16 protein-coding genes and 1 pseudogene are annotated in these 26,054 nt (G+C 40.9%); 6 read left to right on the forward strand and 11 right to left on the reverse strand.

All coding sequences use genetic code 11. From position 1 onward, the window contains the following. Nucleotides 1–244: hypothetical protein (locus tag AABK37_RS28735; RefSeq protein ID WP_432554907.1), on the reverse strand; the 244-nt coding region annotated here is incomplete at its 3' end. 10 nt (nucleotides 245–254) lie between these two features. Beyond that, nucleotides 255–1,421, reverse strand: coding sequence for a helix-turn-helix domain-containing protein (locus AABK37_RS28740; RefSeq protein ID WP_432554908.1), 1,167 nt, complete (start codon nucleotides 1,419–1,421; stop codon nucleotides 255–257). A 482-nt stretch (nucleotides 1,422–1,903) separates the two neighbouring features. On the opposite strand from AABK37_RS28740, the gene AABK37_RS28745 reads away from it, so the two are divergent. Continuing rightward, nucleotides 1,904–3,811, forward strand: coding sequence for a response regulator (locus AABK37_RS28745; RefSeq protein WP_432554909.1), 1,908 nt, complete (start codon nucleotides 1,904–1,906; stop codon nucleotides 3,809–3,811). A 160-nt stretch (nucleotides 3,812–3,971) separates the two neighbouring features. On the opposite strand, the gene AABK37_RS28750 is transcribed toward AABK37_RS28745, so the two are convergent. Further along, nucleotides 3,972–4,346, reverse strand: coding sequence for a response regulator (locus AABK37_RS28750; RefSeq protein ID WP_432554910.1), 375 nt, complete (start codon nucleotides 4,344–4,346; stop codon nucleotides 3,972–3,974). 660 nt (nucleotides 4,347–5,006) lie between these two features. Next, complete coding sequence (locus AABK37_RS28755) at nucleotides 5,007–5,888, reverse strand: aspartoacylase (protein WP_432554922.1); 882 nt, start codon at nucleotides 5,886–5,888, stop codon at nucleotides 5,007–5,009. Nucleotides 5,889–6,146: 258 nt separating this feature from the next. Between AABK37_RS28755 and AABK37_RS28760 the strand changes: the two genes are divergently transcribed. After that, nucleotides 6,147–6,662, forward strand: coding sequence for a hypothetical protein (locus tag AABK37_RS28760; protein ID WP_432554911.1), 516 nt, complete (start codon nucleotides 6,147–6,149; stop codon nucleotides 6,660–6,662). A gap of 2 nt (nucleotides 6,663–6,664) precedes the next feature. Here AABK37_RS28760 and AABK37_RS28765 read toward each other — a convergent pair whose 3' ends face one another. Together AABK37_RS28765 and AABK37_RS28770 are read right to left on the reverse strand one after the other, a co-directional pair. Beyond that, complete coding sequence (locus AABK37_RS28765; protein ID WP_432554912.1) at nucleotides 6,665–6,850, reverse strand: histidine kinase; 186 nt, start codon at nucleotides 6,848–6,850, stop codon at nucleotides 6,665–6,667. Further along, nucleotides 6,847–9,543, reverse strand: coding sequence for an MHYT domain-containing protein (locus AABK37_RS28770; protein WP_432554913.1), 2,697 nt, complete (start codon nucleotides 9,541–9,543; stop codon nucleotides 6,847–6,849). The genes AABK37_RS28765 and AABK37_RS28770 overlap by 4 nt, the downstream gene beginning before the upstream one ends. 804 nt (nucleotides 9,544–10,347) lie before the next feature. Between AABK37_RS28770 and AABK37_RS28775 the strand changes: the two genes are divergently transcribed. The 3 genes from AABK37_RS28775 to AABK37_RS28785 all read left to right on the forward strand — a co-directional run bounded on the left by AABK37_RS28775 (nucleotide 10,348) and on the right by AABK37_RS28785 (nucleotide 13,735). Next, nucleotides 10,348–11,778 (forward strand): protein kinase domain-containing protein, encoded by a 1,431-nt coding sequence (locus AABK37_RS28775; protein WP_432554914.1) that lies wholly within the window; start codon nucleotides 10,348–10,350, stop codon nucleotides 11,776–11,778. A gap of 304 nt (nucleotides 11,779–12,082) precedes the next feature. Then, entirely contained in the window at nucleotides 12,083–12,532 is a 450-nt protein-coding gene (locus tag AABK37_RS28780) for an Hsp20/alpha crystallin family protein (RefSeq protein WP_432554915.1), read from the forward strand. A gap of 174 nt (nucleotides 12,533–12,706) precedes the next feature. Beyond that, nucleotides 12,707–13,735: a glutathione S-transferase family protein gene (locus AABK37_RS28785; protein WP_432554916.1), complete on the forward strand. Its 1,029-nt coding sequence runs from the start codon at nucleotides 12,707–12,709 to the stop codon at nucleotides 13,733–13,735. A gap of 205 nt (nucleotides 13,736–13,940) precedes the next feature. Here AABK37_RS28785 and AABK37_RS28790 read toward each other — a convergent pair. The 5 genes and pseudogenes from AABK37_RS28790 to AABK37_RS28810 all read right to left on the reverse strand — a co-directional run. Then, nucleotides 13,941–14,705, reverse strand: a pseudogene (locus tag AABK37_RS28790) (restriction endonuclease); the annotation flags it as partial. Between the two features lie 255 nt (nucleotides 14,706–14,960). Beyond that, nucleotides 14,961–16,058 carry a hypothetical protein gene (locus AABK37_RS28795; RefSeq protein WP_432554917.1) on the reverse strand — a complete coding sequence of 366 codons (1,098 nt, stop codon included), beginning with the start codon at nucleotides 16,056–16,058 and terminating at the stop codon, nucleotides 14,961–14,963. Nucleotides 16,059–16,077: 19 nt separating this feature from the next. Next, the gene (locus AABK37_RS28800) at nucleotides 16,078–19,083 is read right to left on the reverse strand and encodes a molecular chaperone (RefSeq protein WP_432554918.1); all 3,006 of its coding nucleotides are present in this window, start codon (nucleotides 19,081–19,083) and stop codon (nucleotides 16,078–16,080) included. A gap of 196 nt (nucleotides 19,084–19,279) precedes the next feature. Beyond that, on the reverse strand, nucleotides 19,280–21,823 hold the full coding sequence (locus tag AABK37_RS28805; RefSeq protein WP_432554919.1) for a dynamin family protein: 2,544 nt from the start codon (nucleotides 21,821–21,823) through the stop codon (nucleotides 19,280–19,282). A gap of 788 nt (nucleotides 21,824–22,611) precedes the next feature. Next, nucleotides 22,612–23,343 carry an SDR family NAD(P)-dependent oxidoreductase gene (locus tag AABK37_RS28810; RefSeq protein ID WP_432554920.1) on the reverse strand — a complete coding sequence of 244 codons (732 nt, stop codon included), beginning with the start codon at nucleotides 23,341–23,343 and terminating at the stop codon, nucleotides 22,612–22,614. A 535-nt stretch (nucleotides 23,344–23,878) separates the two neighbouring features. Between AABK37_RS28810 and AABK37_RS28815 the strand changes: the two genes are divergently transcribed. Further along, nucleotides 23,879–25,825: a cyclase family protein gene (locus tag AABK37_RS28815; protein WP_432554921.1), complete on the forward strand. Its 1,947-nt coding sequence runs from the start codon at nucleotides 23,879–23,881 to the stop codon at nucleotides 25,823–25,825. Nucleotides 25,826–26,054 lie beyond the last annotated feature (229 nt).

Genomic DNA, 26,054 nt, shown 5'->3' on the forward strand with positions numbered 1-26,054 from the left:
CATTGGGCATTGGGCATTGGGCATTGGGCATTGGGCATTGGGCATTGGGCATTGGGCATTGGGCATTGGGCATTGGGCATTGGGCATTGGGCATTGGGCATGGGGCATTGGGCATTGGGCATTGGGCATTGGGCATGGGGCATTGAGAATCGGATAAATTCTTCCTTGTCTCCTTGTCTCCTTGTCTCCTTGTCTCCTTGTCTCCTTGTCTCCTTGTCTCCTTGTCCCCTGCCCCATGCCCCATGCCCCACTCCCTAATCCCTAATAATGATGTGATTGTTTGAGTCGAAACTCATAAACCCTTGTTGCTGTAACTTGCTCATTAATCGTGTAATTGTTACTCTAGTAGTGCAGCAAGCGCTAGCAATTTCTTCATGAGTGAAGCGAATGGAAATGCGAGTTCCCTTTGCGACTGTTTGACCGATTTCCTGTTTCAAAAGCAGTAAGAAATCTTGCAAACGCTCTTCTACCCTTCGCTTGGCGAAAATAAACAAGAAAGATTCTGTCTGCCGCAGTCGCTGTTTGATTTTAGGTAAAAGTGCATAGCTCAAAAACGGATTAGCATCTATTTCGGCTTCATAAATAGTCACTAACTGAACATCTGACAAAGCTATTGCTTGATAAGTATTTAAAGAAGTTATGCTAGAGCCAAAAACCATATCCGGAGTTGCTAACCCTAGCATTACTTCTTCACCTGTTTCACAAAATGTAGTTAGCTTCACCGAACCCTGAAGAACGTAGCAAATAACTAAAGGGTTAAGGGGAATAGTTTCACCTTTATAATATTTATGCACGGGACGATTTAGCCTGATATCGTAGTCATTGCAGTTATAATTGAAAGGTGTTAATTCTACTCGCTGATGCCCAGTTTTCTCACCCATGAGCCAGTGTAGCGTTTGAGGCTTACCCTGTTTATTCCTGACAACACCTACTGTGAAAGCAGCGTAAGATGAATTGCTTTGGCTTTGCTTTAATGGTACTAATTCTCTGGTTTTTTCTGATTGAGATATTCGGATTTCACTAGAAAAGCGTTGACATTCTTCTAGACAGACAAAATTAAATATTGGTTTGCCCACCAGAAACTGTTTGGAACATGCAAGCAAATCACATGCAGCAGAGTTAGCTTCTTTGATTACGCCTTCGCTGTTAGTGACTAAATAAGCGTCTAATGTTAACTCAAATAAATCTTGATAGGTTTGACATTCCTCCTCTAGTAAATATTGTGTTTTGATAAGTTCTTCATTTTGCTGATACAGTTCTTCTGCTGCTAACTGTAAAATATTTGAGGTCGCAATCAGTTCCTTAAATGCTTGGGGTAGCAAATCTGGAGATATCCAAGACAATGCCTTGGTAGTTTCCTGTAAACCTGCTAAACGTTTGTGAAATAGTTCTGCGTTTGTGGCTAATTGTTCTACCTTCATCTTAAATTCTCCTTATTTATACCGATTTTTGTAACGATGCTCTTAATAAAACTTTTTGTTGACCGCTTCTCTCAGACATCGCGAACCCACTGCTAAAAATCAAGAATTTGTATATTTACCTGACCCCCAACCCCTGTACTTGCGCTGGTAGAGGGGAGACTTTGACGAAGCGTGACTCGTGGGGGGTGAGGGGTTATACACCTCATTAAATCCATCTTTTTAAGCATAAGCGCAAAGTTATGCAGCAGAGCATTTTGGGTAGGACTAGAGTCTTAAATGAGGCACAACATAAAGAAATAGTATGAAAGAACTATTTACTTTAAATGTAAGTTTAAAGAAGTTAAGTGAATATTTTGTGAACTCAGCAGTTAAAATCAAAAAGTAGCGCTACCAACATATTTAACAAAAGTTAGATTTGTCATAAATCTTTTCAATCAATATACATCTGCCGACAGATGCAATAAAAAAATAAGTATTTTTAAATGAAGATTTTGCTAGTAGAGGACGATCGAGCCGCTGCTGAAGTGTTAAAAAATATTTTGACGCATCAGCATTACACAGTCGATTTGGCTGATGATGGTGAAACTGGACTATCTTTTGCGGAAATGTTTGCTTATGACTTAATTTTGTTAGATATTATGTTGCCAAAGCTGGATGGTCTAATGTTTTGCAGACAGCTACGCGCTGAAAAAAATGATACGCCGATTCTGCTTTTGACAGCTTTGGACAGTAGCACTAGCAAAGTTATTGGGTTAGATGCTGGAGCTAATGATTATGTTGTTAAGCCTTTTGAAGCTAATGAGTTATTAGCTCGAATACGTGCATTGGTGCGGCAAAAAAGTCCGGCTCTCTCTTCAGTGATAGAAGCAGGAAATGTCAGGCTTGATTCTACTAGTTCTAAAGTTACCTGCAACGGACAAATTTTGCGTTTGACTGCTAAGGAATATGCTTTACTAGAACAGTTTATGCGTAACAGTCACCGGATATTTAGTCAAGAAACTTTGCTCGATTATCTCTGGTCATCTGAAGAAATCCCTTTAGCGAATACTGTCAGAGCGCATATCAAAGCTTTACGGCAGAAATTGAAGCAAGCAGGGGCAAATGATTTGATTGAGACAGTTTACGGACAGGGGTATCGGCTGAAATTGAAGGAAAATGGGCATTCTCAAGTTAAGCATTCTGCTGCGACAAAGCTTGACTTGCAACCAACACAAGTTGATGCGACAGTAGTAGAGCGATACCAACCACAATTATCCTCAGCGCTGGCTGACATTTGGAAGCGATTTCAGCCCCAGTATAGCGATCGCATCACAATTTTAGAACAAAATATAACGCTGCTGCTTGCAAATACGCTAACTGAAGAACAAGCACAACAAGCACAAGCATCAGCTCACCAGCTAATCGGATCGCTGGGTAGCTTTGGTTTGGTTGAAGCGTCGCGTCTGTGTCGTGAAATTGAACAGATTTTTCGAGCTGGAGTAAAACAAAGTCGAGCTGAAGTTGAACGTCTTTCTCAATTGATTGTAGCGTTGCGGCAAGAATTGCAACGATCGGTGACAATTGCCCCAGATGCTCGAGCGAAGCGCTGCCATAGGCAGCGCTTCGCTAACATTAAGCAACAACCCCACCTGTTAATTGTCGATTTGGATGTGCAACTAAGTCAGCAATTAATAAATGAGGCTGCAATCTGGGGAATTCAAGCTTTGGTTGCGACATTAACTGAAGTTAGAGAAGCGATCGCCCAAAATTGTCCGGATGTGGTATTACTCGATTTGGGCTTTTCTAACTCTATTGAAAGTGGCTTAGAACTATTAGCAGAACTGACGACTAATAATTGGGATGTACCCGTGCTGGTATTTTCCGCAGTTGAAGACTTTGCCAACCGACTAAAAGTAGCTCGTCTGGGGGGACAAATTTTTTTGCACAAACCTGTACATCCTGCCTCTGTAATAGCAGCAGTTATCCAGGTGCTACAGCGGTCTGACATTGTTCAGGCAAAAATTATGGTTGTGGACGACGATCCCCAGATGTTAGACATTTTACGCACTTTACTAGAGCCTTGGGGATTCGAGCTAACCCTGCTAAATGACTGCGCGAGCTTTTGGGAGATATTAAACGCATTTAACCCGGATTTGCTGATTTTAGATGTGCAAATGCCATTAAGTGGCATTGAGTTATGTCAAGTCGTGCGAAACGATTTACACTGGAATCAGTTACCCGTGTTATTTTTATCTGTTCACAAAGATGCAGAAACAGTGAATCGGGTATTTGCTGCGGGTGCAGATGATTATCTGAGTAAGCCAATCCAGGGACCCGAATTAATTGCTCGTATAATGAATCGGCTGGAACGCACACTCACTTTTGGAAACGGGTCGAAGCTGAGATCCTGAGCAAATAATTTGGCGTTGCTAAAGTCTTGTAGGGGCAATACCCTTCGGGAAGCCTTCGGCTACATGAATTGCCCCTACATAAATTCAATGGTGACGACGAAGGAAGTGCGTAAGTCCTATTCATATTTAAAATCAGCAACGCCAATAATTTTCGATGGATTTAACAGCACAATTCCCTAATTTTTGCCAATAATTCATCAACTTTAACGGGTTTACGAATAAAGTCATTTGCACCTGTATCTAATGCTTCTGTCACACAAGTTTCATCAGAACCGGAAATTATCAAAATCGGAATCTTAGCTGATAAAGGATTCTCGCGGATATGTCGGGTTACTTCTACACCGCTCATTCCAGGCATAATTACATCCAGCAGCACTATCGAAGGTGGTGAAGCTTCAATTTTAGCTAAAGCCAAACTACCATTATTAGCCGTATCAACGTCGTAACCCTCTTCTTCTAAAGCACTTTTCAATAAAAACAAATTAGCTAGGGTATCGTCCACAGCCAAGATTCGACAACGCTGATTTGATTGCATAAAGCAAAACCCCATCAGTCACATGAGGTAAGAATACTAAGGTTAATAAGTATTTATGCTGCCAAACATTTAACAATTTAAATTTTTTATTTATATATCTTAATCAAACGCAAAAATACTAGTATTTGCGGACACACAGAATCCACACTTGTCAGATAAAGCCGGCTAGATAGCACTTTGATGATTATAAACAGTTGCTTTTTTGGCTGTACAATTTGGAAATAAAGATTTACCAAAGAAGAATTCAGGAGTCAGGAGCCAGGAGCGGAGCCGGAGACGCTCCGCCAAGGAGTCAGAATGAACACAATCGTGCGACTAGTGGCGGCGGTTACGCCTGTTGAGTAGGGGCACGGCAGTGCCGTGCCCCTACGTCCGCCGACACGCCGATAAAGGAATAATGGTCGCGCATCCCCCGGATTTAAACGCACAAGACAAAGATTCATCTGGGTAGGGGCACGGCACTGCCGTGCCCCTACTTTATCGAAACCCCACCAATGAATTCATGGGGTTATTCTGAATTCACCAATTCTGACTTCTGACTCCTTCTCATAAAACAATAATTACTAATTTATAATTCATAATTCATAATTTATAAAATTACCAATTTTATGAATTATGAATTATTTTCCTCCTTTTTAATTATGAATTATGAATTAATAATTATGAATTTTTCAGCTGTTGTTTCTCGGTTAAACACATAGCAATGCCTTTCTCATAATATGCAGCTTCGTTGATAAAAATTGGATAAACGGTTGATGTACCTGCGTAGGCGATCGCCTGACCATCAAAGGTGAGAAAAATCGGATCGCCAGGATGAAGAGGTTGATAATCTTGAAACTGAAGTTGCGGGTGAATCATCGCTTTAATTTCCCCGCGATCGTTTCTCGGAAAATCAATCACCCCCGCATATCGATAAACTGTCAGGGGGCTATTTATATTTTCAATTATACCTTGGTTGCTTCTTTCTAAATAATCCAAAACTGCGTAAACAAGTGACTCTGTTTTTTGAAATAATTCTGCGTTCAACACAGCTTGAGCCACCGGACCGACTTCAATCGCAAAACCAAAATCGCACAGAGAATGAAGTAAAGTACTTTCTTGCTCAAGTGGCGTATAACAAACTTTTACCTCTGGATTAATTGAAGTCAAATAAGCAGCCAATTGCAAAGTAAATGGATGCAGATCGCCTAAAAGAATACTCAACCCCATATTTGAAGTTGTACTGTGCAAATCCACAATTACATCTACCTGAGATTTGCCTTTGGGTCCGAGCATTTTTTCAATAACTTTTGCCCGCATTGCTTCATAACCAGTAAGTGTTGAATTCTGCAAATCTTGACTGAAAAAGCTGCGATTTAAATCTTGATGAATATATCGTCTGCTTTCTTTAAAAGCTTCGGGATTTCCCAATAATGTCAGAGTTTCAAAGCTAGGGCGTTTTACTAAGTTTAAGTTCTGCTCAAACTTTTTAATCAGGTATACTCCTGTGAACTCATTTCCGTGTGTTCCCCCTACAATTGCTACGCGATTAATTTTGTTCATACTAAATTTTTGGGCATAGGGCATAGGGCATAGGGCATAGGGCATAGGGCATAGGGCATAGGGCATAGGGCATAAGGCAAAAATTTGACTTTTATCTCATTAGATAGAAGATAAAGTTAATTATAAAAGTTAAGTTAATTACAAAATTAACATAAAACTAGTTAAAAACAGCTTTTGCTGTAAATTTGTGTTGTCAATTTTGGCGAATTAAATTAATAGTCTAACAGTTGAAGAAGAAACTTTTGGAATTTTGTCATCATGAGTAAAGCTGAAGATACTAAGACTAACACCGATTCTAAACGGGGATTTGGGGATTTAGGAGTACTGATTGCTTTATCACTGTTAGCAGCAATGTTTAGGGGATGCAATTTTACTCAACCGGAAACAACTCCGGCTTCCAAATTGGTTAATACATCGGAAATTACTTATAACGCAGACCAATTTATGTATAGAACTGTGACTGTTAGAAGTAAAGCGCTGGATAAAGTCGGTCCTGCTTCTTTCACAGTTAAAGATAAGCAATTATTCGACAGCGAACCGGTTGTAGTTGTGAATGCTTCGGGTGTGCCTTTTAATCTACCCGCAGACAGAGATATAGAAGTTCAAGTTACGGGTACGGTTCGCAGATTGAATATTCCCCAAATTGAGCGGGAGTATAATTTGAACTTGCAAGATCAATACTATAAAAAGTATATCAATAAACCTGCGGTTATTGCTCAGGAAATTAAGGTAGTACCGCAGCAAAATCAAATCACTCAAAGTATAAGGCAATAACTTTACAGGCATTGGGCATTGGGCATTGGGCAATGGGCATTGGGCATTGGGCAATGGGCATTGGGCATTGGGCATTGGGCAATGGGCATTGGGCAATGGGCATTGGGCAAAATTTCTCTCCCCTTGTCCCCCTTGTCCCCCTTGTCCCCCTTGTCCCCCTTGTCCCCCTTGTCCCCCTTCTTTTTCATGCATCGGTTTTGAATGCATTAACAGAGTCTTCTAATTGCAATGTTAGTTGTTGTGTTTGTTGTAAAGAGTTAGATACCATGTAAGATGAATTTGCAGTGTGTTCTGAAGCTGCGGCAAGATGTTGCATCCTGGATGCGATCGCACTCGAATTTTCTGCTTGAGATCCGGTTGCATTCTTAATCGACTCTGCTAAATCATCAATTTGGCGAGATACTTCTAAAATCTGCCCCAGGTTATGCTTGGCATCTTTAATCGTATTTGCTTTTTCTAGCACTTCCCTAGTTCCTATTTGTATAGTTTTGACGACTTCGCTAGTTTCTATTTCCATGTTCTCTAGCATTTGTTGAACTTCTTTCGTTGCTTCTGCACATTGGGCTGCTAATTGACCAATTTGTTCTGCCACCATCGTAAAGCCTCGACCTTCTTTGCCCACCCACGCAGTATCAATATTCGCGTTGATGGCTAACAAGTTAGTTTGCAAGGCGATTTGCTTAATTAACGAGACAATGAAGGCTATTTTTTGCGAAGATTCTCCCAGACGCTTCACTTTATTTACTTTTTCTATTACTGTCTGTTGTAAATTAAAGATACTTTCTACAGTATTATCGATTGCGGCTTGGGTTGTTGCTGCTGTATGTGAAGTTTTGTCGGCAATTTCTGATAGTTGGCGGGCATCATCTGCTACTGTTTGAATAAAGAAATTGATTTTATTCACCTCTTCTAAGGTGTAATTAATTTCTTCTGCTTGTGTCAAAGCTTGATTCGCCAATTGCTGAATCACACCTGAGTTTTCATCAAGGGAAAGATTTACTTGATAAGCAGCAAGTTTTACTTGATTGACAATTTGCCGCAGGTTGTGAATAATCGTATTAAAAACATCAGCTACTACCCCCACTTCACCGGCGAGATTTTCTGCACCCACAGTTAAATCGCCTTTCGATGCTTCTTTAACGTTGATGAGTAGTTCTAAAAGTTGGCAATGCATTGCTTGTTGACTAAGCTTTAATTCTTCTTCTGCTTGCTTGCGTCGGGTAATGTCAGTTTGCACCCCAATATAATTGATGACTTGTCCGAATGAATCTCGCACTGGAGAAATCGTTAATTCAGACCAATATGGTGTTTTATCTTTGCGGTAATTCTTAATTACTACCTGGCATTCTAAAAAGTTGCGGACTGCATGACGTAATTGTTGAATAGTTGCGGGGTCGGTATCGGGTCCTTGCAAAAATCGGCAATTGCGTCCAACCGCTTCTTCGGGTGAATAGCCTGTGATGGTTTCAAATGCCGGATTGCAAAAGATAATCGGATTGTCGATCGCTCGCGGGTCGGTGATGATGATAGCATTGCTAGCGGCGGCAATGGCGCGATCGCGAAGCCGCAATACTTTCTGCGACTGCTGAAACTCATTTAAAAGACTCGCTTGTTCTAAAGCGATCGCCACTTGAATTGCTAGGTGTCTGACTAAATCAATTTCAAACTTTTGCCAGTGCCGAGGTTGAGAACATTGGTGAACGCATAAAATGCTGATAAGCTGATTGTTAATAATAATCGGTGCAACTAAATTCGCCTTGATTTGAAAGTCTTCTAGAATCTGGCAGTGGCAATTTGTATAACCTGTTTGGTTAACGTTGTCGGTGGCTCGAACTTCACCACTTGCGTACATTGCAATATAATCTTCTCTAAAGGGTTCATGGATTGTTTTGCCGATGGTTTTGAGCCAACCGTCTGCTACCGATTCAGCAACGATGGTGCCACTCCAGTCAGGATAAAAGCGATAAATAACTACGCGGTCTGATTTTAATGCTTGACGAATTTCGTTGACGGTGGTGTAAAGAACATCTTCTGATTTGAGCGATCGCCTAATTTGCAAGGTAATCTCTGTAAATAGTTGCGAACGTCTCGCTTCTGCTTCTTGCTTTTCTAAAAGCTTTACTTGCTGTGTCAATCGCCGATCGACAAATGAAGTCAGCAACGCGAAACCTAAAATTACAAAGGTGGCAATGCCAATACTAACAGCTAACCAGGTGAGGGAATTCTTCATCGCCCCGGTTGCAATTACTTTGGGGTTGGTGGGTGTGAAGCGAACTGCCGCCATTCCAGTGTAATGCATCCCGGCGATCGCCAATCCCATAATCAGCGCACCGAAGATTCTGGCTAACAGTGCAGATGTACTGGTTTGCGTGCGTAGTTGAAAGGCGACAGATAACGCTACAATTGAGGCGCTGATGGCGATCGCTATCGAAACTGTAAACAGCAAGAAATTATACGTTGTGTTTGCTTCCATCCGCATTGCGGACATGCCGATGTAGTGCATTGAGGCGATGCCAATACCCATCAGGATACCGCCCATAATCAATTGCCACAAGCTCAAGGTTGGGCGACTCGCCAAAAAAAGCGCTCCAATTGAGGCAATAATCGCAGGTAATATTGACAGCAACACCGTCAATATGTCATATGTCATCGGTATCGGTAGACTTAATGCTAACATGGCGACAAAGTGCATCGACCAAATACCGATGCCCATAACAATTGCCCCACCAATCAACCAAGCGGTTTTTGCCCAAGATATGGCTGCTGTTACCCGTCCTGCCAAATCCAAAGCAGTATATGCAGCTAAAACGGCGATCGCTATCGAAAGCGATATAATACGCGGGTCGTAGCTGCTACTTATAGCTACATCTGCCGTCAGCATGATTATTAACCTCAACTAAATAATTTTATCAAGTTTTATTTGACTTTTTTTTGGTTTTTGAACTTTTTTTAGGAATCAGCAACTTGGGCTTCCATAATTTTTATTTTTATTTTATAATGGTTTGTAAAATAAATACAATTGCCGCTTCATCAATAGTAGATATTATTTATTAGAGCGTCTCAACTAATTCTGACCTCAAGCAAAACACAAATATAATTCCACCAGAGAATAGCAAGCAGATTTCTGCACAACAAGTTCCGAAAATTTCCCATCGCAGGCATAGATAGCACTTTGTCACCAAATGTTTTGTCAGCCAAATCACTTCAAGACGACAGGACTTGCTCCCAGTCCAGAAAGCGGAACTTGAGTTGGGGCATACATCTCAAGGATCTTCTTTTTGCCCCAGTCAGGCGTTTACCCTTCTTTATATTTGTGTTTATTGATTTATTTTTGCACAGCCGCTTTTTGCGAAAAATTTGCCACAGACAATTCCCGATACAAGAGCGACTATTTCATTTTATTGTTTTTTTTGAACATTTTCCATGTTGTCAATTAAAAAACAATTATCAGACTTTTGAGAGACAAATTAGAAGAGAAAGAATTTCTCTATACTTTATCATTTCTGATGTTTATCTATTGGTATACTATAGTAATTGAAGCAAAGATGTCAGGCTATAAGTTGGATAAATATTGGCAAAAAAAAATCAAGTAAAAATCTAATTAAAACCGAAGTAGAAAGTACAGATTGTATCATTTTAAACAATATTGAATAATTTTAAGCAAACCTTCCTTCAAGAAAAACTAATGACACAAACATTTTTGAGCGATCGCTATCGGATTATCAGCATACTTGGAACTGGTGGATTTTGTGAAACATTCTTAGCCGAAGATACGCAAATGCCTTCGGGAAGAACTTGTGTAATTAAACAACTCAAACCTGTTGTCAACAACCCTCATATTCACCACTTAGTACAAAGACGATTTCAAAGAGAAGCTGCCATTTTAGAAGAATTGGGAGGAGTAAGCAAGCAAATTCCCACGCTGTACGCATACTTTCAAGAGGACGATCAATTTTACTTAGTACAAGAATGCGTTAGCGGAGAAACCCTGAGTCAAAAAGTCAAACAAAGCGGGTGTCTGAGAGAAAGCGAGGTACGCTCAATTTTAATCAGTCTGTTAGAAGTGCTGGAATATGTGCATAGCAAAGGCATTATCCATCGCGATATTAAGCCAGACAATATTATTCTGCGATCCAGCGATGGCAAACCAGTTTTAATTGATTTTGGCGCAGTGCGAGAAACGATGGCAACAGTGGTAAATTCCGAAGGTAATATTACCAGTTCCATCGTCGTCGGTACACCAGGGTTTATGCCAAACGAACAAGCAGCAGGACGTCCGGTTTTTGCCAGTGACTTGTATAGTTTGGGACTAACAGCTATATATTTACTGATGGGAAAAATGCCAGAACAATTGGCAACAGACTCGTATACAGGCGAGAATATTTGGGATCGGCAAATTGTCAGTCCAAGTTTGGCAGCGGTATTAGATAAAGCAATTCGGTTTGATGTTAGGGAACGGTTTCCCAGTGCAAAAGCAATGCTGAATGCTTTGCAGAATGCGACAAATTCCCTTCCACAAAAGACACCTACTTTTTTTCAACAGCCTTCGGAAAGTATTCCTGTTACTTCCGAGTCTGCGGTTCAAAGCAGCAAACAAAACGCTATTTTTATCGGCAGTATTTTAGTTGCAGGTGTAGTAATGGGTGCATCTGTAATTATTGGTCTTTTGCTGACAAATTCTCCTCAACCAGAGGGATATAAACAAGCGACATCTTCGCTATTGACAAAACCACAAGCTGGCGAAGCATCATTACCATCAGCGAATAGAAATTCTCAAATAGCGTCATCGGAATCCGCAATTATTAACAGCGCCAATCTGCCTAATTATTTTCATTTCATCGCAGATTCTAGCTTTCCAAATCTGCAAACTGCGGTTGAGCAAATTAAGACTTTACAAATGGCAGGATATCGTCAGCCAGGAGTATTTTGGATACCAGATTATCCAAATCTGTCAGATAAACGTTCATTTGTAGTTTATGCAGCCACATTTAGCGATCGCCCCAGTTGCATCAACTTCCTGAAAAATTATGGAAAAGTCAATCCGGGAGCGTATTGCGGCTTCGCTAGCAAAGATCCGCAGGCACCGTCTGATAAAGTGTATTACCAGGATTTATAGTAAAAATATCCGAGAAACATCTATCTAAGGAAAGATTTGCCTAAGTTATCGCAATTTCAACTCCCCTAACTATTAGTTGGGGGAGAAACATTCGTAGAGACGTTCCACACCGAACGTCTCTACTTTTTTTTCGCGTTTACCGAACCAGTAATTTGAAGTTTTCCGCACCTTTATTAGCCTGATATTTATATTCGGTAATCATCCTTAATTAAGTGACAAAAACCGAATTTGCCATCTTTTATTTACTAATACTATGAGATTAAAGCAATGAATTAAATCGTCAACCAAAAAGGCAAAAAGTAATATGTTAGTTCGTTACAACCCCTGGCAAGAACTCAATACCTTAGAACGTCAAATCAACCGCATGTTTGCAGATACAAAAGTGCCCTCCGCAGTGTTTGAAAAAGGATTAGTCATTCCCGCTGCTGAGTTGCAAGAAACATCAGACGCGCTTCTTTTGAAGGTAGAAGTTCCGGGAATGAACGCGAACGATTTGGATGTGCAAGTCACAGAAAATGCAGTTCACATCAGCGGTGAGCGCAAGTCAGAAACCAAAACTGATGACAAAGGTCGTACTGTGACCGAATTCCAATATGGCAAATTCCAGCGCGTAATTCCTTTACCTGCTCGCATTCAAAATACTAATGTTAAGGCAGAATACAAAGATGGTATTTTGAATCTGACACTGCCGAAAACCGAACAAGAAAAGAACAAAGTCGTCAAAGTTAACTTAGAGCAAAATTCTGCTGGTTAATTGATGATACTTTACTTTCCTTGCACAGTAGGTTAATTTAACCTAATTTATGCCCGGTTGCGTAAAAGCATCCGGGCTTTTTTCGTAGTAAGCACTTCAGTGCTTAAGAAAGATTTAAAGTAAGCACTGAAGTGCTTACTACAATAAAGAAGTAAAATCAGCAGTTTAATAGACATGAAAGAGGAAAATTTAAATAAGAAAAAGGGGAAATCTCTCCCCCCGAAGCTGATTATTAAGCTGGGAAAGTTTGTCTGGACGACTCTTTGGCATATGATGATGTCGAAACTCGCACCGCGCAATAAGTCGGGAGAGTATATTCGTCCTAACAGTCAGTTTAGAAACTTTGTTGGCAAAGAAGACGGAAATTTGTACCCACCAGCAACAGGACGCTATCATCTTTATGTTGGCATGAGTTGTCCTTGGGCGCATCGAACTTTGGTAGTGCGATCGCTTAAGGGACTTGAAGATGTAATACCAGTATCTATCGTCTTTCCTTCACCGATTGAAGGGGGTTGGGTGTTCAACCAAGAAGAACAAAATTGTCGCACACTTGCTCAATTGTATGAGCTAGCGGCACCAAATTACACCGGACGCTCTACAGTTCCGGTGTTGTGGGATAAAGAAACGAAAACTATCGTTAATAATGAGAGTGCAGAGATTATTGTCATGCTGAACTCTGAATTTAACGACTTTGCCAAAAATCCCACGTTAAATCTTTACCCAGAGGAATTAAAAGAAAAGATTGATTGGTGGAATGAGAAAATTTATCACTCAGTTAATAACGGGGTGTATCGTTGCGGTTTTGCCCAAACTCAAGAAGCTTACAATCAAGTTTGTGATGAATTGTTCGCCACTTTGGATGAAATTGACGCAGCACTTTCAACAAGTCGATATCTTTGCGGTGATAATGTCACATTAGCGGATGTGCGTTTATTTACGACATTATTCCGCTTTGATAGTGCGTATTACGGTTTGTTTAAGTGCAATCGTCGGCGAATTCAAGATTATCATAATTTGGGAGCTTATTTACGTGATATGTATCAGCTTCCAGGTATTGCTGACACCTGCGATGTGGAAAGTGTGAAGCAAGATTATTATGGCAACCTTTTTCCGCTCAATCCTGGTAGTATTATTCCTGCTGGTCCTGATATGTCGTCTCTTTTGGAACCACACAATCGCGGTATGATTGGGAAAGCAGAATAAAGTGGAAGTCTCAACAATCGCCAAGGATTAAAATCCTTGGCTAAAAGCGAAAGTCGTCTAAAGACTACTAGGAAAGGATTTTAGCCCACTTGAGTAGGGTGTGTTGTCGCGCAACGCACCCTACCAGATTAAAGCCAATGTGAATTAGATTTTCCAACTTGTGTGTACACCGTACCCTTATAAAGGAGAGGGGAAGGGGTATTGGTATTGAAATATGCTCTTTGGCGGGGTCATCAAGCCACAAGTCGATGTAGCCATCAATCCAGCCGTCCTCTTCTTCATATCGACTCACCCCGATTCGTCGCTTGCTAACAGGGTCAATTTCTTCTTTTGTACAAGCAAGCGGCACATACTTGGTATCAATTGTTCGGCGTTTGATTTCCGCTTCTAACCAGTCGAGATAGCCACTAAAGTCAGCATCCAGGTCAATCAGTTCGTCAAATGTAAAGCAATCAAGGCGATGATTTTCCTCTTTCTTGACTTCATCCCGTGCTGCGCGGGAAATCCGACGGGTAGTCACCAGCCATCCTTCATCAGTTTTTTGCGTTTCAACTGAGGAGCGCAATGCCATGACATCACTCAGTTTAACTTCTCCAGCAACACCACGTACAAGAATGCGGTCATAACTGCGACGTACCGGGATGTTGATTATCCATTCAAAATATTCTTCTGCCCAGATTTCATATTTTTCCAACCGATAGCCCAACGTTTCAAACCATCCTCGCATTTGTTGGGCAAGTGCGTAGATGCGAAGCAGCTTGTCGTTAGACATCGCTCTACATTTATTTTCAGTTACAGTTACATTTCCTGGTAATGCAGGATAATTCTCTACTGCTAATCGTGCTATTTCTGTCCGAATTCCCTCCAGCGTCGGCAATCTTTCCAGTTGTTCTTGGATACTCGCAATCCTTTTATGTAGAGAACCAATTTTCTGGTTCAGCAATACATCAGCAGGTGTGCGAGTGCGCTCATGTCTTCGCGGCGATCGCAAAAAATCTTAAAGCTGTGGTTACTAATGCTTAAACTTTCGCTACTAACCTTAAGGCTGTGGTTACTAATGCTTAAACTTTCGTTACAAACTACAAGCTGTCGTTACCAACATTAAGGCTGTGGAAGTCTCAACAATCGTCAAGGATTTTAGCCCACTTGAGTGAGCTTTAGCTATTTGCCTTAGATTTCAATCTAAGGCAAGCGAGAAAATTACCTTCTAAGGCAAGCGAGAAAACTACCTTAATGAGCGAAAGATGACGCGTCCTAAACAATCTTCTTGATTGATTCGCGCATATACCCGCAGACAGCTTAACACTTCTCCGGGTGTACCGCCGCAATCTAGTTGTAAGTCATCTTTGGAAAAAGCACAGATATCGGCGTAAAGTCCGGATAATTGGCGAATTCGCACGTCATAGCCTGCGTTATTTGCTTTATCGGCAACTTTTTTTAGGATGCGTCGCGATTCTTGTTGCAGTTTTCCCCACCACGAATAGCGTTCAGCTGGAGGAACGAATATAAGGGAATGTATTGCTTCGTCGATATCAATCCAAGCACGCAGAGTTAATAAGGGATATGCATTTTCTTCGGCTTTTTGGATGCGTTGAAAGCGATCGCTTAAAGCTTCAATATATTGGTTACGCTGTTCTGGTTTTGAATGCAAAGATACAACATCAAAGCTAAAAACGCTTTTTAAAGCATGATGTAAATTCGGTTCAATGTCGATAAGTTTTATCAACAAAATCACCATAGATGCAAGTAGATGCATGTCACTTGATTCTTGTCCATAAGTAATTTTATAATTTAAAAGTTCTTTTTGAGACAACTGTAAACCTTGGACATTGACACTACCGCTGAGTCCTGGGTAAATAATTTCATCGCGGATAAAAGGAAGTTGGTATAAATTTGAATTATCCTCAATAGCACCAGCTTCTTGAGCAAGATTCAAAGCATGTTGACGCCAATATCTAGCTATATCCTCAGGAATTCTTAACAGCTTTCGTTGAATTTCGTTCCACAAATCTGAGTCAGTCTGGCTTTGAAGTGGGGAATTTCCTAAATATAAACTTAGCTCTTTATCGGCATCAAATTCATCGCGGAGGCGTGTTAGTTTTAACTCATTTGTGGACGTGATATTATTTAAAGGCGCGACGGTTGAAGGTTGCAAAAGATGAGAAATTTCTTGCAGCACTTCGTCGCATATTTTCGCTCCTGGATCGTGCGATAATTCTGCTTGAGCTTTTTTCAGAGATGCTTCTAGTCCGTACAGACTAAACCGCAATAATCGGGCTAATTCTGAGTTTTCTGTTGACAATAGTCGGCGTAAGTGCTGCATAATTCCTCACTCCTACCTATTAATGAATGCCGCAAAATGGATCGCGTTCTTTATCAACTTCGTTCGGTTGTAATTCTAGTTCAGCGCGAAAAACACATCCTTCTTGTTTGAGACATTCTTCATTTGTTGATGTCCAGTAAGGTACTTCACCAGCGTGCATCCGGAGAATGCCTTTGTCATCAAGGGTGACATGATATTGGCAAGGATAATCTGTTGTTAATTCTGGTTTGCTGAGTGCGCCAATTCTTATCCATTTTTTGCTGTTTGTTTGGGCATCTGTTTGATAAACATAGAAGGTGTGCTGACCATTTTGGGGAAAGGGAGGTAAGGATTTACTGATTAAGCCGGTTGCTGTTTCTTGCAGGCGATCGCGTACATAACGAAATTCTTTAATAGATTTACTATCATCGCTTTCTGCCACAAATACTAAATGATAAGCATCTGGTTGATCGACTGTTGCTGACTCGATAACATTGACAGCAATATCACCATTATTCAGCTTTTTATTAGGACGTTCAATCGCAATATTCCAATTCAATTTTCCATCAGAAAATAACTTTGAGCTTTCCGCAGTAGGGAAGTGCGCTAAGATTGCTATTCCCACATCAATACCAGGAACATCAATTAAATAATGGGGATTTCCTCGACACAGCAAGACGTTAAATTGTAGTGTTTGGTCAATTTCAAATTGAACTTTGATTTTTTTGAGAAATTCTGGTTCTTCTATCTTCAATTTCTCCATCAAAGTTTTACCATCAAAGCTACCCCAAAGCCGCAAATCTCCATCTTCATAGTCTTGACGATAGATGATGTTGCTTAATTGTATCCCTTGCCAATTGGTGCGAACTTTCGCTACAGATTCTCCCGCAGCTAGTTGATAAAGTTCTTGTCCTGCTTTGAATATTGGTAGCAATTCGTTGCTTTGAGTTTTGCGTTTGAAATTGCAAGGCAAATAATAAAATAAATTTTTGACATCTATTTCTAATTGATTCGCTCCCTTACGCAGCAATTGTTTAGATTCTTCTGGATCGAATCTAAGCCTTCGCAATTTTTCGGCGTAGCAAGCACCGGCAGAGGTAGCTAATTTAGTAAACTCTAAAACAAAGGTAATTCGCTCTGGATTCCAGACAAAATATTGTGATTTACTAAATTCCTGGTAAATTTCTTGCTGCACTAAATCAAGATTGCAAGTTTTCCCAGATAGAATTAACCAATCAACTTTTTGTCCGCTACTTAGCAAGCGACTTTCCATCAATCCTTTGGCGATACCAATTGCTTCTTTAATCGCTGTAGTTGCAGTTCTTTCAAATTGTTGACTGTCTAAGGTGACGTTAATATTATGAGCATTTTGAATGTTGAATTTAATGCTACTTTGTGTTAATAATTCCGATATTTGTTGTTCGGAAACAGTGAACGTTAAAGTAGAATTATCTGCTGGTGATTGACCTAATTTCAGTTTGGCAGCTTCTGCAAGTTCCCAAAGCGCGTAAAATGTTTGCAAGCGTTGGGGTGCTTGTTGCCAACGAGTAGGTAGCACTTTCTCAGCAGTATCTAAAGCATCTTTGTAAGCTGCATCACCTTCAGGATTTTCTTTGTCTACACATTTCAAAAGACTGCCGCTTTTAAATTTTCCTTGTTCTAAAAAGCGCTCATTTAATTCCGAGTTAATTAAATCTTCTAATTTATCGCTTTCTAAAGCACCGAGAGTAACTGCTGTTAGCAGAGAATCAGCGATCGCTACTTTCAAAAGGCGAAACATTCGCAGCGTAATTAACTCACCCCCTAACTGCAAATGTCCAGACGAACCTAACAGCTTGGGAGTAAGTCTATAGTAGCGTCCCCCAAGTCCTCTATCTTCATTATCCGCAAAAAAGGGAGTTTTATCTTCTAAAGTTAATTCAATTAAAGCTAAATCAGTTGTTCCCCCACCAATATCCAAAACAAGCACATTTTGCGACCATTTATTCTTTTCTTGATGACAGCGAGTTTTAAAAGATTCAATTCCAATATTCAAATTACCACCAAATTCTCGCCACAAAAAAAATATCGCCACCGAAACAGCTTCATCATAAGCAGTTTGCACATCATCAATACCAAGTTGTTCCACAAGTTCCTTAATTTCCTTGCGAATAACTGGTGGTGCAACAGTTGGATAAGTCACAACCCCCGTCAACAAATCCCCTTCCGAAAACTTACGTCGTGCGCGTTGTCGATAATCTTCAGTTAACTCAACAAGATGTCCCCAAGCAGCTTGAATTAACTGATTAACAGTAATTGTCGTTTCTTCCCCATCTAAAACAACACCAAAAGACCGCTCTTGACCGAAATATCTTTTAGGTGAATGATGAAACTTGCTAATAATTTCCTTCAAAGAACCGCTAGTTCCTTGAGCGATCGCCTTTTTTCTGTTATCTCTTGCTTCTCTCCCCATCTTCAATTTTAAAGCATCCAAACTAGAAACTTCCAACTCACTAGGAATTTCCGTATCTCGACGATCAATATCTAACACTACCGGAATGAGATTTTGCGACTCTAAAGTAGGAACGCGAAACACCTCATGATATATTTGGTAAAGTTTTTTGCTGACAGCCCGACGAAAGCGATCGCTAGTTCCCAAACACAATTCAATTTGACGAATCGCTTCTAAAAATCGCTCTTTATTATCACTTTCAAAAACATCACTTAACTGACTTGGTTCTATTTCCAGATTTTTGCTAATTTCCGCGATGAACTTATCCCAATCACTCGCGCTAATATCTGGTAACGCAATTGTAGCCGGAGAACTCAACCATTGTGCCAAGCGATCGCGCAAACGTAACTCTTGTTCTCTCGGCAGAATTTCCGCGATAGGAACTTCAATCGGGTCGAATAATGTAACTGTAGAATTTGATGTACCAAAATCTACCGCAAACCATCCGGGAAATCTTTTTTTTGGCTTCTCAGTTTTGTTAACTTGTTCAAAATTCATTGTTAATAATTCGGTAAATTCTTTGACGCTATTATTGTTGGATTGGAAAAGGTTCATATTTGTAGGCAGTTTAGATTAAGAGAAACGAACCGCTAAGTCGCGAAGGGCACGAAGGAAAGAGAAAAGAGATATAATTGACCTAATTCGTAAACTAATTCCTCTCTTCTCCTTTCTTCCTTCTCCTTCGGAGACGCCAAGGGCGAACGCGTCCTTCGCGTCTTCGCGGTTCGTTTAAAAAACTATTTTTCACCAATCAAATCGAATTGCTCTCAAAGTTAGCAATATCTAAAAGAATCTGCAACCAAGTAGGAATTTCCGCATTAATTTGCGATTCTTCCGCCGCAATATATCTTAACAACGCTTCCTTTTTAGAAATATTTTGCAAACAAGGAACAATCTGATCCAAAATTCCTTCTAATTCCGCATTAACTTGCTGATTCACTTCACTAACATACTGCACAAGATGTAAACTGGCACTAGCAGTAATTTCATCTCGCAGTCGCAGCACTAAAAGTTGGTGGTTAGCGGTTCTGGGGTTACTTTGGCTTCTTTCTGGTGCCCAATCAAAGATTTGTCCGATGTTGTGTTTATCGTCTTGACGCGCTAGGGGAAACATGTTAGCAGGGACGCTGGTTTTATCTTTGCTACTGACTTCGGAAATTATAGCTTCTTTCCATTGATTGGGATCGCATCCTAAAAGTAGTTTGTAAAATAAATCTGCTTCTTCATCACCAAATTTTTCTTGAATATCTTGTTCTTGTTCAGGATTAAGAATTTCTCGCAAGCGATCGCGTTCTTTGGCTATCTGATTTGATAACTTACTCAATGAGTCTACCACTGCTTGACTCAGGCGATCGCGTGCAAATTCTTCTAGTTCTTTAATTGTCTTTTCAAATGCTGGATAAAAATCATCGCTTTTGGTAGGAAGGGAACTATTAATTTTATTTTTTCTATCAAATAATTTACCCGCTGCGCCTTTAGATTCTGTTAATGATATCATTCCATTGTTTGCTTTGTTGAAAAGCAAAGTCCACTGACTCCAATTAAGTATTCTATAAGTTAGTTCGTCTTTCACCACATCGCTAACTGTAATTCCTCGTTTGTCTTTGAGTGGTTCTTTACCTAATTCTTTTTGGAATTTTCTGTAGGTTTTATCTAAAGTTTCAACGGCAAAGCGTAAATCTATAAAAGCTTGACTTTCTGCCATTGGTATGCCTTCATTATGAATTTCTGCTAAGATATTTTTCAAGTTATCTTGTTGTTGATGCAAAGCATTAGCGGCTCTACGAGTGTCTTCATAAAGTTGCTTGAAACCGTGAGTAGCTACGTGGGTTTGAATCAATTCTCGCAGTTTGCTAATACTGCCATCTTGAGCAAAGTAACTTAATTGTCTGCCTAAATGACTGCGCGAATCAGATTCTAACAAACGTTCGCTTAAATGTCCCCATTTTTGTTGCAATCGCTTAGAGCGATCTAAATAATCTGGATAATCTAAGTTAGCTAAAAACTCTGGTGAACCTGCTTTCACTTTACTAGAACGTTTAGCTAAATCAGCTAATCCTAAAAGTGGTGATAACAGAAGAATTCGCTCTTTTTGACTGGTAAATGCTGATGCACCGTCAAGAGTTGTTTGCAAAACTTTAAGCTTTTGGCAAACGGTGCTTTCTTTTAAAGGATTGTGTTCGTCTAAATTATCAAGTTCTCTTTCGCCACCTTCACTTTCTAAAGGTAGTTGATCGAAGCGTCCTACACCAACTAAAATTAAATCTTTCAGGTCTTGTCCGGGACGTTGTTGCTGCATCATCGTGAAGATTTTGTTAGCGCGATCGCTTCCCGGAGATTTGCCATTTAGCAGCACTAAAATTGTCTGTACTTCTGCCAATTCTCGCAACGATAAATATGTATCTCGCACCCCTGAATTAGCAGCACCCAATCCGGGAAAATCTAATAAAATAAACTCTGATGTTCCACTCTTTCCGGAAACATCCCAAATATCTTTTGATATTTTTACCTCAATATTTACGCGACGAATCAACGGAAAGCTATTTTGTAATAACTTTGCTGGCAATCTTTGAGGTGCATTTGGTAATCTAATATTCGTTGGGGGTAAATCCTCAAAATTCAGAGTTTGAATTGCCATCGGCTGATCGGCTAGCGTCAGCCCATCGCGGGCGGTGGTAGCATCAATATCGTAGCGTCTGCCAGACATAGCCGCACCATAGGAGTTATAAGCGCGAAGAAACGATACCAACTCGCGCAACAGATAACGCAACTCCAAGTTTTTACTATTGTTCCACGCTTCTTCACACCAGCTAAGGATATCATTTTGAGCTTTTAGCTTTTCTTGGGGTATAGAAGACAATCCCGCAGCTATTGTTCTTCGGTTTGCCTCCCCCAACATGAAGCGCAAGCACTCATTCACCTCGTCGTGAGTCAGATACTCGACAGTAAAATTGCCAACTTGCGTAGTTGTAAAGTCTTCTTGCGGTTTCAGGTGAATAGCGGTAACATTGCCTGTGGTTGGGTTTTCACTAATTGGCAAAGCGTCTGCGTAACCGATCAAACTGCCTAAAAGCAAAGTTTTTCCACTGCTGAATTCACCCATCACGCCGATTTTCACACTTGATGTAGCAAGTTGTACAGTTTTCTGTGCCGCTTCCCGCAGGTGAATCAGACACTCATCTAGGCTAGCTGGAACCCAATCTTCTTGTTTTGAAGGCTGCTGCGGTACTGAGTCTATCTTCCGGAGAATCGATTCACCATACTTTTGAAAACGATCCAGTTTTTCTGGTTCCATAGCGTAGTTTTCCACTGATTTAAATTAGACCTGAATTTTCTAACATTGAAATCGCTAATCTGTCACATCTGATATTTTTACCAATCCATTTTATATTTTGCTGTGAACTTTGTTGAGCGGGACTTACGCAAAAACTCTCTTAAACTTTTATTACTCTTTTTCCTCTGCGTTCTCTGCGTCCTCTGCGGTAGCCTGCGGCAAGCCGCTTGCGCGTCTACGTTTTCCATTTTGTATAGAAGTCAGACTGTAATCCTTAATTTAAAAGAGACTTATTTTAACTTCAGTGATTTCACCAATTTTTAACATTGTTAAATCAATTACCACAGTTGTAAATAAAAAGTAGGCAACAAACTAATTTATAAAAATATAGACTACAAAACTATACTTATCAGATTTACACTACCAGTAAATTTCAGCAAAACAGGCAGGTAAAAGTTATCAAATCAATACAACAAAATGAAAAACTATTTCGCCAGAAGGCAAATGCAACGCAGATAAAAATCTAGGAGTGGGAAGTTGCAACTGGCAAAGTAATTTGGGTACATGGTGCAGATACTTTATTAGCCACAAAACTGGAAAATGTCAATAGCTATGAGGCGTTTCTCAATCGCATTCATCAATAGCGATCGCAACTTGGTAATGCAGGCGTTCGCTTGTTCAATCATCACCGCACAGAAAGGTTGCTCGTTTTTCTCTCTTTTTTTCCACGGGGTGCGATCGCCCTGGCAGCGAAGTATAAACTCGCACAGTCATGACCTTCCAAAGGAAATGCCTTATCTCCTTTTGCTCTAAAACGCTGTCCACCCGCCATCAACCTCAATAATTTGCCCTGTTACATAGCCGCATGTAGCAAGGAAAAATGCTGCATCTGCCACCTCATCAGCTTGACCTGCACGCTTGAGCGGAATTTTGGCTTTTGTTGAGTCAGCAAAATTTTCCTTCGTTTCCTTTGATAAATTAGATTGGATGTCTGTGCCTTCGATTAATCCCGGTGAGATAGCATTCACGCGGATGCCTCTAGGAGCTAGCTCAACCGCAAGGGAACGTGCCATCGAGTTAACAGCACCACAAAGGGCAGAACCCGCGCTATAGTTAGGCAGTCCGACGGTGGCTGCAATTCCAGAGCAGAAGATAATAACACTCCCCGCTGGCATTTTGGGTACTGCATAGTGCGCTGCTGCTAGTTGACCAAAAAACCGTCCTTCAAAAAGGGATTTAGCTTCTGCCATTGGTAGCGTATCAATTGCACCAAAGATTGCTGCACCAGCACAAGTCACAAGAATATCCACCCGCTCCAGTCCCTCAAAAAGCCGCTGCACTTGTTCAAAATCAGAGACATCGGTAGGAATTGCAACAGCTCCGTATCCGATGCTTTGAGCTGCTGTTGCCAAGCGTTGCGGCTGTCTGCTTGCCAGAATGACTTTTGCCCCAAAAGATGCAAAACGTCTTGCTATTGCGTAACCAATTCCCGTAGAGCCTCCTGTTACAACAGCAATTTTTCCTGTAAGTATTTCTTCCATACAATGTCCTTTAACTAGTTGTCAATTTTTCTTAAACTTTAGAAGAATGAAAATGCTTCGCAGTCATTATACCTTTATATACTCAACATACCTTTATATACTCAACATGACTGATGCTTAATTGTAATTTGCTTTATACTGGGCAAGCTTTGTGCGCTCGAAGAACCGCCAACTCCTCGTGGGCGATCGCGTATAATCAGCCTATCGTTGATAAGCCGCAACTTAAGTTAAGTACCTGTGCAATAATAAAATTTCCCAATCTAAAATTTTGTAGATATTTAGCGAAAGTGGCTTAACGACTGTATTTGACAATTTGTCGGTATGCTTGTTGACTCATGAGTGAACAAAAAATTAACTTAAGTTTATGAAAAGCTTAACCTGTTGGGTGTTAACTAAATACTGATTCACTTTTTGCTGCAACATTTGAACCCCTCAAAGCTTGAAATTTCAGAGATTTGGGGGGGTTATTTATTTGAGAGTGCTAAGTTGCTCAGTTCAGAACTGCAAAAATGAGAAAGTCAACTAGCAAAAAATTATGGATTGCGATCGCTCTATCCTAGATATTACCAACTCCTTCTTACTTCAGGAAGTTGCGCCCAAAGCTAACGAAATAGACAACAACCCACAAGCGCTATATCAAGCACTCCAAGGTCTGGGAAAGTTAAATTTACTAGCGCTACAAAGTGACAAACAACTCAGCGAAGCGACTTATGGCGACTTTCAAGAATTAATAGCCAGATATTCCGGTGCTTTAGCTTTTGTGCAAACACAACATCAAAGCGCAGCAGCGATGCTTTCTACTAGCAACAACTCTGCATTACAACAAGCATACCTTCCCCGGATGGGTAACGGTGAAGTTTTAATCGGAGTCGGTTTCTCGCATTTGCGACGTCAAGGTGAACCCCTAGCATTAGCCGTACCTGTTGCCGGAGGATATCAGTTAGATGGAGTTGTACCTTGGGTAACTGGTTGGGACTTATTTCAACATTTTATCGTCGCTGCGACATTACCAGATGGTAGCGCAGTTTTTGGTATCGTCCCTTTTGTGCAGACATCTCAAAAAGCTGGAGGTGAAATCACATTTACCGCACCAGCACAACTAGCAGCAATGATATCAAGCAATACCGTATCTGCTACTTTAACTCGCTGGTTCTTACCTCAAGAGCAGGTAGTTTTTATTAAACCACCCGGATGGATTCACGAAAACAGTAAAAAGAATATTTTGCGGGCAACTTTTCTCGCAACAGGATGCGCTTTTGCAGGTTTAGATATTATTGAGGCAGCTAAAGAGAATAAATCACTAGCTTTTATTACCAATGCTTTTGAATCTTTCTTACAAGAACTGACTCAGTGTCGCACTCTGATTAGACAAGCCCAACAAAAACCGATAGTAATAGCCGAACGCTTGCAACTACGAGCTTGGGCAATCGACCTAGCAACGCGAATCGCTCACGCAGCCGTTACCGTTTCCAGCGGAGCCGCTAACTACATGCATCATCCAGCACAGCGAATCTATCGCGAAGCGCTGGTTTTTACGGTAACAGGTCAAACCACCGCAGTTATGGAAGCAACACTTCAGCAGTTGACGAGGGGACAAGGAGACAAGGAGACAGGGGGACAAGGAGACAAGGAGACAGGGGGACAAGGAGACAAGGGGGACAACGAGGATTCTATATTTTCCTTGTCTCCCCCCTCCCCCCCTCTCCCCACTCCCCCCTCTCCCTCATCTCCACGCCAGTCGCCTCAACGGAGGGAACCTCCGCACAGCGCTGGCTCCTCATCTCCCCTATCTCCCTCATGCGTTATCCATTTAAGTCACGTAATTGATACAAACATTCCCCAATGGCAAGGCGACCCGCCTGTAGAATTCGATACTGTAGCAAAACTAGAAAAAGATGGTTATTATCTACGGCGTTTCTCTTTGGGGGAACACAGCGCTACTCATATCAACGCACCGAAAAGTTTTCACAACTTTGGTGTAGGAATTGACAAATACCCTGCCGAGTCGTTGGTTGTATCCGCAGTAGTTATAGATATCCGTGTTCAAACCGCAGTTAATTCTGATTATGTCCTGACTGTTGCGGATGTTCTCGCTTGGGAAGAAGAATATGGCAAGATTCCCGCTGAAAGTGTAGTAATACTGTATACAGGCTGGCAAGATAAATGGCGCGATAAAGATGCATTTTTCAACCAAGATGCTGAAGGAAGTTTGCATTTTCCAGGGTTTGGCAGTGATGCTACCCAGTTTTTACTAAATGAACGTCAAATCGCTGGGGTAGGAATTGATACTCACGGTGTAGATTCTGGGCAAGATACCACGTTTACTATTAACCGTTTGGTGTTGGAGAAACCGCGTATTGTGCTGGAGAATTTAACCAACTTAGATCAACTGCCACCGAGAGGAGCTATGCTGGTGATCGCACCTCTATTATTGCGGGGTGGTTCTGGTTCTCCGGCTGGGGTGTTGGCTTTAGTGCCCTGATATTCTAAGCTAGGAAATTTCACGCCAATACTTAAGAAAAAACTCTGCTTAGTACAGTTTTCCCTAAAAACAAGCGCGTTTTTAAATGCATTAACAATGCAAGCCGATGCATTAACAATGCAGACCGATGCATTAACAATGCAAGCCGATGCATTAACAATGCAAGCCGATGCATTAACAATGCAAGCCGATGCATTAACAATGCAAGCCGATGCATTAACAATGCAAG

The sequence above is a fragment of the Tolypothrix sp. VBCCA 56010 genome (assembly GCF_050875635.1).
GTDB lineage: Bacteria > Cyanobacteriota > Cyanobacteriia > Cyanobacteriales > Nostocaceae > Hassallia.

Coding starts and splice junctions, on each gene's coding strand:
- AABK37_RS28775 (WP_432554914.1), top strand. CDS start 10,348: ATGACACAAACATTTTTGAGCGATCGCTATCGGATTATCAGCATACTT.
- AABK37_RS28765 (WP_432554912.1), bottom strand. CDS start 6,850: ATGAAAAAGAAGGGGGACAAGGGGGACAAGGGGGACAAGGGGGACAAG.
- AABK37_RS28795 (WP_432554917.1), bottom strand. CDS start 16,058: ATGCAGCACTTACGCCGACTATTGTCAACAGAAAACTCAGAATTAGCC.
- AABK37_RS28750 (WP_432554910.1), bottom strand. CDS start 4,346: ATGCAATCAAATCAGCGTTGTCGAATCTTGGCTGTGGACGATACCCTA.
- AABK37_RS28800 (WP_432554918.1), bottom strand. CDS start 19,083: ATGAACCTTTTCCAATCCAACAATAATAGCGTCAAAGAATTTACCGAA.
- AABK37_RS28780 (WP_432554915.1), top strand. CDS start 12,083: ATGTTAGTTCGTTACAACCCCTGGCAAGAACTCAATACCTTAGAACGT.
- AABK37_RS28810 (WP_432554920.1), bottom strand. CDS start 23,343: ATGGAAGAAATACTTACAGGAAAAATTGCTGTTGTAACAGGAGGCTCT.
- AABK37_RS28760 (WP_432554911.1), top strand. CDS start 6,147: ATGAGTAAAGCTGAAGATACTAAGACTAACACCGATTCTAAACGGGGA.
- AABK37_RS28740 (WP_432554908.1), bottom strand. CDS start 1,421: ATGAAGGTAGAACAATTAGCCACAAACGCAGAACTATTTCACAAACGT.
- AABK37_RS28805 (WP_432554919.1), bottom strand. CDS start 21,823: ATGGAACCAGAAAAACTGGATCGTTTTCAAAAGTATGGTGAATCGATT.
- AABK37_RS28815 (WP_432554921.1), top strand. CDS start 23,879: ATGGATTGCGATCGCTCTATCCTAGATATTACCAACTCCTTCTTACTT.
- AABK37_RS28745 (WP_432554909.1), top strand. CDS start 1,904: ATGAAGATTTTGCTAGTAGAGGACGATCGAGCCGCTGCTGAAGTGTTA.
- AABK37_RS28755 (WP_432554922.1), bottom strand. CDS start 5,888: ATGAACAAAATTAATCGCGTAGCAATTGTAGGGGGAACACACGGAAAT.
- AABK37_RS28770 (WP_432554913.1), bottom strand. CDS start 9,543: ATGCTGACGGCAGATGTAGCTATAAGTAGCAGCTACGACCCGCGTATT.
- AABK37_RS28785 (WP_432554916.1), top strand. CDS start 12,707: ATGAAAGAGGAAAATTTAAATAAGAAAAAGGGGAAATCTCTCCCCCCG.